General features: G+C 74.8%; 13 protein-coding genes. 9 read left to right on the forward strand and 4 right to left on the reverse strand.

Features of this window, described 5'->3' with window-relative positions; translation table 11 throughout:
* Positions 1–4: 4 nt before the first annotated feature.
* On the reverse strand, positions 5–676 hold the full coding sequence (locus Sdia_RS13420) for a HEAT repeat domain-containing protein (RefSeq protein ID WP_185393721.1): 672 nt from the start codon (positions 674–676) through the stop codon (positions 5–7).
* 70 nt (positions 677–746) lie between these two features.
* Positions 747–1040: a hypothetical protein gene (locus Sdia_RS13425; RefSeq protein WP_181844006.1), complete on the reverse strand. Its 294-nt coding sequence runs from the start codon at positions 1038–1040 to the stop codon at positions 747–749.
* Positions 1041–1102: 62 nt separating this feature from the next.
* On the opposite strand from Sdia_RS13425, the gene argC reads away from it, so the two are divergent.
* From argC to Sdia_RS13470, 9 genes are all read left to right on the forward strand, one after another.
* A complete protein-coding gene (argC, locus tag Sdia_RS13430) occupies positions 1103–2131 on the forward strand; it encodes an N-acetyl-gamma-glutamyl-phosphate reductase (protein ID WP_189400615.1) in 1029 nt (342 codons plus the stop codon).
* A gap of 117 nt (positions 2132–2248) precedes the next feature.
* The gene (gene argJ, locus Sdia_RS13435) at positions 2249–3400 is read left to right on the forward strand and encodes a bifunctional glutamate N-acetyltransferase/amino-acid acetyltransferase ArgJ (RefSeq protein WP_100455962.1); all 1152 of its coding nucleotides are present in this window, start codon (positions 2249–2251) and stop codon (positions 3398–3400) included.
* A gap of 91 nt (positions 3401–3491) precedes the next feature.
* Positions 3492–4391 carry an acetylglutamate kinase gene (gene argB / locus Sdia_RS13440; protein WP_100455961.1) on the forward strand — a complete coding sequence of 300 codons (900 nt, stop codon included), beginning with the start codon at positions 3492–3494 and terminating at the stop codon, positions 4389–4391.
* Complete coding sequence (locus tag Sdia_RS13445) at positions 4388–5632, forward strand: acetylornithine transaminase (protein ID WP_115068461.1); 1245 nt, start codon at positions 4388–4390, stop codon at positions 5630–5632. Before argB ends, Sdia_RS13445 begins: the two co-directional genes overlap by 4 nt.
* A gap of 22 nt (positions 5633–5654) precedes the next feature.
* Positions 5655–6188, forward strand: a complete 534-nt coding sequence (locus tag Sdia_RS13450; protein WP_003947119.1) for an arginine repressor — start codon at positions 5655–5657, stop codon at positions 6186–6188.
* 153 nt (positions 6189–6341) lie between these two features.
* Positions 6342–7517, forward strand: coding sequence for a sensor histidine kinase (locus Sdia_RS13455; protein ID WP_189500390.1), 1176 nt, complete (start codon positions 6342–6344; stop codon positions 7515–7517).
* Positions 7514–8182 carry a response regulator gene (locus tag Sdia_RS13460; protein WP_100455958.1) on the forward strand — a complete coding sequence of 223 codons (669 nt, stop codon included), beginning with the start codon at positions 7514–7516 and terminating at the stop codon, positions 8180–8182. Before Sdia_RS13455 ends, Sdia_RS13460 begins: the two co-directional genes overlap by 4 nt.
* A 110-nt stretch (positions 8183–8292) precedes the next feature.
* The gene (locus Sdia_RS13465; RefSeq protein WP_100455957.1) at positions 8293–8553 is read left to right on the forward strand and encodes a hypothetical protein; all 261 of its coding nucleotides are present in this window, start codon (positions 8293–8295) and stop codon (positions 8551–8553) included.
* A gap of 1 nt (position 8554) precedes the next feature.
* Positions 8555–10729 (forward strand): MMPL family transporter, encoded by a 2175-nt coding sequence (locus Sdia_RS13470; protein ID WP_189500389.1) that lies wholly within the window; start codon positions 8555–8557, stop codon positions 10727–10729.
* Positions 10730–10787: 58 nt separating this feature from the next.
* Here the strand turns inward: Sdia_RS13470 and Sdia_RS13475 are convergent, their stop codons facing one another.
* Together Sdia_RS13475 and Sdia_RS13480 are read right to left on the reverse strand one after the other, a co-directional pair.
* Positions 10788–11789 carry a bile acid:sodium symporter family protein gene (locus tag Sdia_RS13475; protein ID WP_115068458.1) on the reverse strand — a complete coding sequence of 334 codons (1002 nt, stop codon included), beginning with the start codon at positions 11787–11789 and terminating at the stop codon, positions 10788–10790.
* A 72-nt stretch (positions 11790–11861) separates the two neighbouring features.
* Positions 11862–12488 (reverse strand): pyridoxamine 5'-phosphate oxidase family protein, encoded by a 627-nt coding sequence (locus tag Sdia_RS13480; protein ID WP_100456115.1) that lies wholly within the window; start codon positions 12486–12488, stop codon positions 11862–11864.
* Positions 12489–12627: the final 139 nt, after the last annotated feature.

Raw genomic sequence — 12627 nt, forward strand, 5'->3', positions numbered from 1 at the left:
GGGCTCATGCTCCCTCCCCGCGGGCCCCGCCGAGCGCCACGACGCGCTTGGCCTCCTCGATCGCGCCCGCGAACCCCGAGTCGGGGTCGCGCAGCAGCTGTTCGGTGGCGAGCGCGTGCGCGCGCACCTCCGGACCGGTGCCCCCGGCCGCCGCCCGCAGGGCGGGCACGGTCACCTCCCCCAGCGCGACCAGGGCCCGGCTGAGACTGCGCCGCGTCTCCTGACCGCCCCGCCCGAGCTGCGTCACCAGCACCTCGGCCAACGCGGGCCTCTCCTCCTCCGGCGCCAGCACGACCGCCGCCCGCCAGGCACTGCGCGCCACCTCCTCGTCGGCGTCGCTCAGCAGCGCGGGGGTGATCGCCGGGTACGCCCGTACGTCCCCGATCTTGGAGAGGGTGTGGAGCGCCTGGCTCCGGGCCTGCGCCCGCTCCGCGCGGACCTCGCCGAGCAGCGCGGGAAGCGTCAGACCGACCGGGTGGCGGGTGAGCGCCCAGGTGAGCATGTCGCGGACGAAGAACTCCGGTTCGGTCGCGCACCGCTCGACGAGCTTGGGGACGTAACGCGGGTCCGGCGCCGAACCGACCGCCAGCGCGGCCCGCAGCCGCGCGGACGCCCGCTCGTCCTCCAGCCCGTCGAGCCCTCGCGCCACATCGCTGTCCTGTCCCGTGACCGTCATCGAGACCACCTCCTCGCCCCGCAGTGAAGACCTTGTCACGGTGTCAAGGTCAAGTGCGGCCGGGCGGGGCTCAGCCTGTCACCAGGCGGCCGGCCAGGGAGAGGAACTGGAGGGCCGCGCCGTCGGCGTGCGGGACGAGGAGAGACCGAAGTTCCCGGGCGGCGGCTTCGACGAGGTGGCCGTCCCGGTCGGCGTGCAGGGTCTTCAGGGCGAAGGCGACGTGGGTGCAGCCCCCGGTGACGCGGATGCGGTGGGCGTCGCGGTGGTTCCGGTGCCGGGTCAGGACGCCGGCGGCATCGGCGGGCTCCCTCGGCCCAGGAGCGCCGCCGGAGAACCTCGCCCCCCGTGCGTCCGCGGGCGCCACGATTCCTCGTTGCATAAACGTGCATCTGTGCGTATAGTCATGCCACCTAGAAGGAGGGTTCCATGACGGTACGCGCGGCAGTGGCGGGCGCGAGTGGGTACGCGGGTGGCGAGGTGCTGCGGCTGCTGCTCCAGCACCCCGGGGTCGAGATCGGCGCGCTGACCGCGGGCTCCAACGCGGGACAGCGGCTCGGTGCGCTCCAGCCGCACCTGCTGCCGCTCGCCGACCGGGTGCTGGCGGCCACCACCGCCGAGGTGCTGGCCGGGCACGACGTCGTCTTCCTGGCGCTGCCGCACGGCCAGTCGGCCGCCGTCGCCGAGCAGCTCGGCGACGGCGTGCTGGTGGTGGACATGGGGGCCGACTTCCGGCTCGCGGACGCCGCCGACTGGGAGCGTTTCTACGGCTCGCCGCACGCCGGGACCTGGCCCTACGGCCTCCCCGAACTGCCGGGCGCCCGCGCCGGGCTGGCGGGGGCCAGGCGCGTCGCCGTGCCCGGTTGCTACCCGACGGCGGTGTCGCTGGCGCTCGCCCCGGCGTACGCCGCCCGCCTCGCCGAGCCGGAGGCCGTGGTCGTCGCCGCCTCCGGGACCTCCGGCGCGGGCAAGGCGGCCAAGCCGCACCTGCTGGGCAGCGAGGTGATGGGTTCCATGTCGCCGTACGGCGTGGGCGGCCTGCACCGGCACACTCCCGAGATGATCCAGAACCTGAGCGCCGCCGCCGGGGAGCGGGTCACCGTCTCCTTCACCCCGACGCTGGCCCCCATGCCGCGCGGCATCCTCGCCACCTCCAGCGCCAAGGCCCGCCCCGGCGTCGACGCCGAGCGCCTGCGCGAGGTCTACGAGAAGGCGTACGCGGACGAGCCCTTCGTCCACCTGCTGCCGGAAGGGCAGTGGCCCGCGACCGGAGCCGTGCACGGCTCCAACACCGCGCAGCTCCAGGTGGCGTACGACGAGGCCGCCGGGCGGATTGTGGTGATCAGCGCCATCGACAACCTGACCAAGGGCACCGCGGGCGGCGCCGTGCAGAGCATGAACCTCGCCCTCGGACTCCCGGAGACCAGCGGACTGCCCGCCACCGGTATCGCCCCCTGACCGGGGCCCGGGCGGCGGAGCCGGGCGCACACCCCGTACGGGCGGCGCCCTGAACCACGCCCCGGGCCCACGCGGGCGCCGGGGCGGAAGAGGCCGGAAGGCCGGAAGGAGAAGACCGTGAGCGTCACGGCAGCACAGGGATTCACCGCGGCGGGCATCGCCGCGGGCATCAAGGCGAACGGCAATCCGGACCTGGCCCTCGTGGTCAACACCGGTCCCCGCCGATCCGCTGCGGGCGTCTTCACCGCCAACCGCGTCAAGGCCGCGCCGGTCCTCTGGTCCCAGCAGGTCGTCAAGGACGGGCAGGTGGCCGCGGTCGTCCTCAACTCCGGCGGCGCCAACGCCTGCACGGGCCCCCGGGGCTTCCAGGACACCCACGCCACCGCCGAGAAGGTGGCCGAGGTCCTCGGTGAGGGCGCCGGCGACATCGCGGTCGCCTCCACCGGCCTCATCGGCGAACTGCTGCCGATGGACAAGCTGCTGCCCGGCGTCGAGACCGCGGCCGCCGCGCTCAGCGCGCACGGCGGGGAGAAGGCCGCCATCGCCATCAAGACCACCGACACCGTCCACAAGACGGCCGTCGCCACCGGGGACGGCTGGACCGTCGGCGGCATGGCCAAGGGCGCCGGCATGCTCGCCCCCTCCCTCGCCACCATGCTGGTCGTCCTCACCACCGACGCCGACCTCGACAGCGACAGCCTCGACCGGGCGCTGCGCGGCGCCACCCGCACCACCTTCGACCGGATCGACTCCGACGCCTGCATGTCGACCAACGACACCGTGCTGCTGCTGGCCTCCGGCGCCTCCGGCAGGGTCCCGGGCGAGGCGGAGTTCGCCGAGGCCGTCCGCACCGTCTGCGACGACCTGGCCCGCCAGCTCATCGGCGACGCCGAGGGCGCCAGCAAGGACATCCGCATCGAGGTGACCGGCGCCGCCAGCGAGGAGGACGCCGTGCAGGTCGGCCGGACCATCGCCCGCAACAACCTGCTCAAGTGCGCCGTGCACGGCGAGGACGCCAACTGGGGCCGGGTGCTCTCCGCCATCGGCACCACCGACGCCGTCTTCGAACCCGACCGGCTCGACGTCGCCATCAACGGCGTCTGGGTCTGCAAGGACGGCGGCGTCGGCGAGGACCGCTCGCTGGTCGACATGCGCTACCGCGAGGTCACCATCACCGCCGACCTGCACGCGGGCGACGCCTCCGCGGTCATCTGGACCAACGACCTCACCGCCGACTACGTCCACGAGAACAGCGCGTACTCCTCCTGACCCGGCCGGTGCCCGGACCGCCCGGCCCGCGCACCGCCAGGAGACCGCCCGGCCCGACCCGGCCGCCCAGGCCCGAAGGACGCCCGCACCCATGAGCACCCGTAAACACACCGCGCTGCCCAAGGCGCAGATCCTCGTCGAGGCGCTGCCCTGGCTCACCCGCCACCACGGCAAGACCGTCGTCGTCAAGTTCGGCGGCAACGCCATGATCAACGAGGAGTTGAAGGCCGCCTTCGCCCAGGACATCGTCTTCCTGCGCCACGCCGGGCTCAAGCCCGTCGTCGTGCACGGCGGCGGCCCGCAGATCAGCGCCCAGCTCGACCGGCAGGGCCTGGTCAGCGAGTTCAAGGCCGGCCTGCGCGTCACCACCCCGGAGGCGATGGACGTCGTACGGATGGTCCTCGCCGGGCAGGTCCAGCGGGAACTGGTCGGCCTGCTCAACCGGCACGGCCCGCTCGCCGTCGGCCTCACCGGTGAGGACGCCCACACCATCACCGCCACCAAGCACCAGCCGCGCATCGAGGGCGAACTGGTCGACATCGGCCGGGTCGGCCAGATCACCGAGATCGACACCGGCGCCATCGAGGCCCTGCTGGCGAACGGCCGCATCCCCGTCGTCTCCTCCATCGCCCGCAGCGCCGACGACGACCACGTCTACAACGTCAACGCCGACACCGCCGCCGCCGCCCTGGCCGCCGCACTGAACGCCGAGACGCTCATGGTCCTCACCGACGTCGAGGGGCTCTACGAGGACTGGCCGCGCAGCGACGAGGTGATCAGCCGCCTCACCGCCACCGAGCTGGAGAAGCTCCTGCCCGACCTGGCCAGCGGCATGGTCCCCAAGATGGAGGGCTGCCTGCACGCCGTACGCAACGGCGTCACCACCGCCCGCGTCATCGACGGGCGCGTCCAGCACTCCATCCTGCTGGAGATCTTCACCGACGAAGGCATCGGCACCATGGTCGTCCCGGACCCGGAGGAACTCACGTGACCGCCACCCCGCCCGCCCACGCCGCCGAGTCCGGCGGCAACGCCGCGCTCACCTCGCGGTGGCAGGACGCCCTGATGGAGAACTACGGCACCCCGCGCCTGCCCCTGGTCCGCGGCGAAGGCGCCGTCCTCACCGACGCCGACGGCGCCACTTACCTCGACCTGGTCGGCGGCATCGCCGTCAACGCCCTCGGCCACGGCCACCCGGCCGTCGTCGAGGCGGTCAGCCGGCAGATCGCCTCGCTGGGCCACGTCTCCAACCTCTTCACCGCCGAGCCGCCCGTCGCCCTCGCCGAGGAACTCCTGCGCCTCCTCGGCCGCCCCGGCCGCGTCTTCTTCGCCAACTCCGGCGCCGAGGCCAACGAGGCCGCCTTCAAGATCGGGCGGCTCACCGGCCGCACCCACATGGTCGCCACCGAAGGCGGCTTCCACGGCCGCACCATGGGCGCGCTCGCGCTGACCGGCCAGCCCGCCAAGCAGGCGCCGTTCCTGCCGCTGCCCGGCGAGGTCACCCACGTGCCGTACGGGGACGCCGAGGCGCTGCGCGCCGCCGTCACCGAGGAGACCGCCGCCGTCTTCCTGGAGCCGATCCAGGGCGAGAACGGGGTGGTCGTCCCGCCCGCCGGCTACCTCCGGGCCGCCCGCGAGATCACCCGCGCCACCGGCACCCTCCTCGTCCTGGACGAGGTGCAGACCGGGATCGGCCGCACCGGCCACTGGTTCGAGCACCAGGCGCACGAGGGCGTCGACCCCGACGTCGTCACCCTCGCCAAGGGACTCGGCGGCGGCCTGCCGATCGGCGCCACCGTCGCCTTCGGCCCCGCCGCCGACCTGCTGCGGCCCGGCCAGCACGGCACCACCTTCGGCGGCAACCCCGTCGCCTGCGCCGCCGGGCTCGCCGTCCTCACCACCATCGCCGCCGACGGCCTCCTCGACCAGGTGAAGCGGGTCGGCGAGCGGCTGCGGAACGGAATCGAGGGGCTCGGCCACCCGCTGGTCCACCAGGTACGCGGTGCGGGCCTGCTGCTGGGTATCGTGCTCAACGAGCCGCTCGCACCCACCGTCCAGCAGGCGGCTCAGGACGCCGGCCTGCTGGTCAACGCGCCCGCCCCCGACGTCGTACGGCTGATGCCGCCGCTGGTGTTCACCGACGAGGAGGCGGACACCTTCCTGCGGGCCCTGCCCGGCGTCCTCGACACCGCGCGGAAGACCGCGGGGACGACCGCCCAGGGGGATCGATGAGCCGCAGAACGGGACGACGACGATGAGCCAGGCGCACGAGAACGAGAGCGCCCAGGCGGTGCCGCAGACGCGCACCGCCCGCCACCGCCGGATCGTGGACATCCTCAACCGGCAACCGGTGCGCTCACAGAGCCAGTTGGCCAAGCTCCTCGCCGACGACGGGCTGAGCGTCACGCAGGCCACCCTCTCCCGGGACCTCGACGAGCTGAACGCCGTCAAGATCCGCAACGCCGAGGGTGACCTCATCTACGCCGTGCCCAGCGAAGGGGGCTTCCGCACGCCGCGCGCCCCGCTGGGGGAGTCCGCCAAGGAGGAGCGGATGCGGCGGCTCTCCGGCGAACTGCTGATCTCCGCCGAGGCCTCGGCCAACCTGGTGGTGCTGCGGACACCGCCCGGCGCCGCCCAGTTCCTCGCCTCCGCCATCGACCAGGCGGAACTCCACGACGTCCTCGGCACCATCGCGGGTGACGACACGCTGATGCTGATCAGCCGCGCCCCCGAAGGCGGCCAGGCCCTCGCCGAGCACCTGCTGCGGCTCGCCCAGAACGACCACTGAACCCCGCCGGCCGCCCTGCCCCGCGTGTGAGGGGCGGCCGGGCGGGTACACCGGCGGTCGACCGGGCCGTACCCCACCGGAGGTAGCGGCGGGGTGTCCGGTTCGCCCGCGCGGCCGAGGACGGGACGGGCCCCGCGCCCTACGCTGGTACGCATGCCGTCCACCGCACGGAGCCGCCTGTGGCCGCCCCGGGGCCGCGCCGCCGACGCCGCTCTGGCCGGCGGCCTCTTCCTCGTGGTCGGCCTCGGCACCCTGCGGTCGCTGATCGGCGCCCGCGAAGAGCCCTGGGCGGTCACCGCCGCCAACTGGCTGCTGATCGCGGTGGCCTGCGGCGCGCTGTACTTCAGCTCCCGGCGTCCGGTGCCCGCCGCCTCCGCCGCCGCCCTCGCCACAGCGGTCTACTACGTCACCAGCGCCTACGACGGACCGCTGCTCCTCGCCGTGGTGGTGGCCCTCTTCACGGTGGCCGCCGCCGGGCGGCTGCACGCCGCCGTGGTCATCGCCGCGCTCTGCCTCATCGGCACCGCGCTGGGCACCCTTCAGGGCAACGGCGACGTCAACCACGTGGCGCTGTTCATGCTCACCGGCTGGTTCGTCGCCATGATCACCCTCGGCGGGCTCCGCCACAGCCACCTCGTCCGTGCCCGGGAGACCGAGGAGCGCGCCGCCACCCAGGAGCGGCTGCGCATCGCCCGGGAACTCCACGACGTGGTCGGTCACCACCTCTCCCTCATCAACGTCCAGTCCGCCGCCGCCCTGCGCCGCCTCACCAAGGACCCGGCCGCCGGAGCCGGTCAGGCGGCAGAGGCGCTCGGCGCCGTCAAGGCCGCCAGCCACGAGGCGCTGCGCGAACTGCGCGCCACGCTCGGGGTGCTGCGCGACGCCGGGGAGGAGGCACCGACCGCGCCCGCGCCGGGCCTCGCCCGGATCGGCGAACTCACCGGCGCCGCCCGCGCCACCGGTCTCACCGTCACCGTCCACCGCACCGGGGGACCCGGCCGGCTGCCGGTCGAGGCCGACCTCGCCGCGTACCGCATCGTGCAGGAGTCGCTGACCAACGTCGCCCGGCACGCCCGGGCCACCCGCGCCGACATCCGGCTCGACGGTGACGGCCACCGGCTGACGGTCAGCGTCACCGACGACGGGCGTGGTCCCGTCACCGACCCCGCCGGGACCGGCCCGACCGGCTCGGGCGTCACCGGGATGCGCGAGCGGGCCCGCGCCCTCGGCGGCGACCTCACCGCCGGACCCGCCCCGGGCGGCGGCTTCGCCGTCCACGCCACCCTGCCCCTCGCCCCGTTCGCAGCCCAGGAGGAACCCCGCCGATGATCACGGTGCTCATCGCCGACGACCAGCGGCTGGTCCGGGCCGGGTTCCGGTCGATCCTGGAGGACGAGGAGGACATCGAGGTGGTCGGGGAGGCCGCCGACGGCGAGCAGGCCGTCGCCGCCGCCCGCGCCCTGCGGCCCGACGTGGTCCTCATGGACATCCGGATGCCCGGCACCGACGGCCTGGAGGCGGCCCGCCGCATCACCGCGGACCCATGCCTGGAGACCGTCCGCGTCGTCATCCTCACCACCTTCGACCTGGACGAGTACGTCTACCGGGCGCTGCGCGAGGGCGTCACCGGCTTCCTCGTCAAGGACACCGAACCCGAGGAACTGGCCCACGCCCTCCGCGTCGCCGCCCGCGGCGACGCGCTGATCAGCCCCTCGGTCACCCGCCGCCTCATCGCCGAGTTCGCCGGCCGCGCCGCCCCGCCCCCGCCGGACCCCCGGCTGAACGCCCTCACCGACCGCGAACGCGAGGTGCTCCGCCTGGTCGCCGCCGGCCTCACCAACGACCGCATCGCCGCCACCCTCGTCGTCAGCCCCGCCACGGCGAAGACCCACGTCAGCCGCGTCCTGACCAAGCTCGGCGTCCGGGACCGTTCCCAGCTCGTCGTGCTCGCCTACGAGTCGGGGCTGGTGTCGCCGGGGTGGCTCGGCGGCTGACCGCGCACCCCAGGAGTACGCCGCGCACCGCCGGGGACGCCCGGGGGAGTAGCCGGCCGGCGACCCGGGGCGGACGCGCGGCGGGTGACCCTCGGCCCAGGCTCGGCGGCATGACACCACGCACCTCGACACCGGGCAGGGCACCGGCCGCCGCGACGGGCTTCCTCGTCGGCGGCGCCGCCGGATTCCTGCTCACCGAAGCAGTCGCCGTCCTGGTCGGCCTGGCCCTCGGCGAACCCCTCGACGTCGGCGGCGGCGGTCCCCTGCGGGCCGTCCTCGTGGCCGCCGTGCTGCTCTGCGCCCTCGCCGGAGCCCTGGTGGGTCTCCGCCGCGCCGGCCGCCCCGGACCGCGCCCGGAAGGGGGCCGCTGAGATGGCACGCACCGAAGCCGTCCCGGCCTCCTCCGCCGCGACCCCGCCCCCCGGCCGCCTCGGCCGGATCGCCGCCGGGTCGATGCGGCACCGCGGGACCGCCCTGCTGCTCTGGCTGGTCCTGGTCGCCGCCCTCACCGCCGGGGCCCAGGCGGCCGGGGACGGCTACCGCAACGACCACTCGCTGCCCGGCACCGACTCCCAGGCCGCCGCCGACCTCCTCGCCGCACACGGGGCCGGGCCGGAGGACCGCACCGTCCGCGTCCTGCTGAAGAACGCGGACGGACTCGACGCCGGCCAGGACCGGATCACCGGCCTCCTCGACCAGGTGAAGGGTCTGCCCTCGGTCGACTCCGTGCGGGGCCCCTGGTCGCAGGGGGGTGCCGTCTCGCGGGACGGCACGATCGGCTACGCCACCGTCGCTCTCGACGACGGGGACGGCCCGCTCCCCGCCGAGGACCTGACCCGGCTGCTGGAGACCGTGCGGGAGGCCGGCGGCGACGGGCTGGTGACCGCCGTCGGGGGCGAGGCCACCCGGGGAGCCGAGGAGTCGGGCGGCGGAGCCGCCGAGGGCGCGGGGATGCTCGCCGCCCTCGTCATCCTGGTCCTCTTCCTCGGCTCGCTGGTCGCGGCCGCCGTCCCCCTGGTCACCGCCGTCCTCGCGGTCGGCGGCGCGCTCGGACTGATCGGGCTCGCCGCGCACCTCTTCACCGTCGCCGACTTCACCCCGCCGGTGATGATGCTGGTCGGCCTCGGCGTGGGCGTCGACTACGCCCTGCTGATCTTCCACCGCCACCGCACCGAACTGCTGGCCGGAGCCGACCGGCACCACGCCGCCGTACGGGCCATGGAGGTGGCCGGGCGGACCGTCCTCTTCGCCGGCGGCACCGTCATCATCGCCCTGCTCGGCCTGGTCGTCCTCGGCCTCGGCGCCCTCCAGGGCGTCGCCCTCGCGGTCGCGCTGACCGTCCTGGTCACCATGGCCGCCTCGGTCACCCTGCTGCCCGCCCTGCTCGCCCTCGCCGGAGCCCGGATCGAGCGGCGGATCCGCGCCCGGGAGGCGAAGCGGCGCGCCAGGCGCGGGGAGGCCGGCGCCGGCCTGGCGGACGGCGGGCGCCGGGCCGCCCTCGCCACGGCCGTCGGGCGCCGACCGCTGTCCGTGCTGCTCGCCGGGGCCGCCGTGCTGGTGGCGCTCTCGGCACCGGTGCTCGGGATGCGGCTCGGCTTCGCCGACGCCGGGACCGACCCGGCCGGGTCGAGCAGCCGCACCGCGTACGACCTGACGGCCGAAGGGTTCGGCCCCGGCTTCAACGGGCCGCTGGTGGTCGTCGCCGAGGGCGGCGACGCCACGTCGGGAAGGCGACTGGCCACGGCGCTCGGCGAGGCGGAGGGCGTGGCGGCGGTCCAGGGCCCGTTCCCCGCCGGGGACGGGGGGATCGCCACCGTGCTGGCCTTCCCGGAGACAGGGCCGCAGGACGAGGCCACCGCCCAACTGGTGCGTGAGCTGCGCGCCGACGTGCTGGCGCCGCTCACCGAGGAGACGGGGGAGCGCTACCGGGTGGGCGGGCCGACCGCCGCCGCGCTGGACTTCGCCGACTCCGTCTCCGGGCGGATGCCGCTCTTCGTCGCCGTGGTGGTGGGGCTCTCCACCCTGCTGCTGCTCGTGGTCTTCCGTTCCCTGCTGGTGCCGCTGAAGGCGGCGGTGCTCAACCTGCTCTCCATCTCCGCGGCGCTCGGCGTCGTCACGCTGGTCTTCCAGAACGGCTGGTTCGGGGTGACCGGCGGGCCGGTGGAGGCGTTCGTCCCGGTGATGGTCTTCGCCATCGTCTTCGGCCTCTCCATGGACTACGAGGTCTTCCTCGTCTCCCGGATGCGCGAGGTGTGGCTGCGTGCCGGCGACGCGCGGCAGGCGGTGGGTGAGGGGCTGGCCGCCACCGGCAAGGTGATCACGGCGGCCGCCGCCATCATGATCGTGGTCTTCGCCGCCTTCGTACTGAGTCCGGGGCGGATGCTCCAGCAGTTCGGGCTGGCGCTGGCGGTGGCGGTGCTGCTCGACGCGGTGGTGATCCGCTGCCTGATCGTCCCGGCGGTGATGCGGCTGCTGGGCGCCCGCGCCTGGTGGCTGCCCGGGCCGCTCGCCCGGGTCCTGCCCCGGTCCGGGACACGGGGCGGCTGAGCGCGGCGGGCCCGCGCCCCCGGGGGGGCGTGGGCCCGCGTACGTGTACCGAGCGGTCTCAGGCCGCCGGCGCGGTCCCGCCGGTGGAGGCGGCCGCCTCCAGGGCGTCGGCGCGGCGGGCCCGGTGGGCCATCCAGGCGGCGACCAGGGCGCCGGAGACGTTGTGCCAGACGGAGAAGACGGCGGCGGGCAGGGCGGCCATCGGGGAGAAGTGGGCGGTGGCCAGGGAGGCGGCGAGGCCGGAGTTCTGCATGCCGACCTCGAAGGACATGGCGCGGCTGGCGGGGGCGCCGAGGCCGAAGAGGCGGCCCGCGCCGTAACCGAGGGCGAGCCCCAGCCCGTTGTGGAGGACCACCGCGAGGATCACGGTGAGCGCCGCCGACTTGATGGCGTCGGCGCTGCCGGAGACCACCGCCGCCACGATGGCCGCGACGGCGACGGAGGAGAGCCACGGCATGGCGGGCAGCACCCGGTCGACGTGCCGTCCGGCGGCCAGACGGACCAGGACACCGGCGATCACCGGGAGCAGCACGGTCTTCAGGATGTCGCCGACCATGGCGCCCGCGTCCACCGGCAGGTACTCCCCGGCCAGCAGCAGCGTCAGCGGCGGGGTGATGAGCGGGGCCAGCACGGTCGAGACGGTGGCGACCGAGACGGAGAGCGCCACGTCGCCCCGGGCGAGGTAGGTGACGACGTTGGAGGCGGTGCCGCTGGGGGCGCAGCCGACCAGGATCACGCCGGCCGCAAGTGCGGGCGGCAGGGAGAGCGCGTGGGCCACGAGCCAGCCGAGCCCGGGCATGATCACGTAGTGCGCGACCAGGCCGAGCACCACCGCCCACGGCCGCTTCACCACGCCCTGGAAGTCCAGCGGCGTCATCGTCAGGCCCATGCAGAACATGACGCAGCCCAGCAGATAGGGCACGCCGCCGGTCCACCCGGCGAAGAGAGACGGGCCGGCGAGGCCGAGAGCGCCCGCGGCGAGGACGAGGAGCGGGAAGAGCGTGACCGCGCGGCGGGCCGCGCGGTCCCTGGCGCCGTCGGCGCCGCTGTGGGGGGTCATCTGTCCGGACTGCACGCCCGCGATGCAACGCCCGGTGGGCGGGCACCGCAAACCCGTCTCGTCATGTGGTCACTACATCTGTCCGGCCGTCTCGCCCGTCCCGTCCCCGGCCGGACCGGTGCGCGGCGGCAGGGGCAGCGGCAGCCCCGGCAGCCCGTCCATGCTGGCGCGGATGTGCTCCTTCTTGGCGAAGTAGGCGTCGAGCGAGGCGTCGTCCTCCCGGGCGAACCGCTTGGCGTGCAGGTCGCGGTCCGACTCGTACGCCATGAAGGGCACCGCGTAGCCGCAGGAGTCGCGGACCCTCTCGGCGCGCACGACGATCACCGCGCGCAGCCCGTGCGGGACCGGGTCGACGCCGGAGAAGCGGGCCACCAGTTCCTCGAAGCGCGGGTCGTCCCGGAAGACCGGCTCGCCCCGGCCGTGCACCCGCACGATGGTGGGCGGGCCCTGGAAGGCGCACCACATCAGGGTGATCCGGCCGTTCTCGCGGAGGTGGGCGACGGTCTCGGAGTGGCTGCCGGCGAAGTCCAGGTAGGCCACGGTGTGCGGATCGAGCACGGTGAACGAGCCGGTGACGCCCTTGGGGGAGAGGTTGACCGTGCCGTCCTCGGCGAGCGGGGCGGTAGCCGTGAAGAACACCGGCTGGGCCTCGATGAAGGTGCGGAGGCGGCCTTCGATACGTGCGTATTCCTTACCCATGCGGATCATTATTCGCCTGTCCGTGCGATCGGGGGCAGGGTTTTCCCGTCACGGGGCGGACGCTTTGACGAAACATGCAGCCCGGTGCATAGTTATGCCTGACGGTGTGCATCGTAGGGGGAGCCTCGCCCGGCGGCCC

The organism is Streptomyces diastaticus subsp. diastaticus, from assembly GCF_011170125.1.
Classification (GTDB): Bacteria; Actinomycetota; Actinomycetes; order Streptomycetales; family Streptomycetaceae; genus Streptomyces; species Streptomyces diastaticus.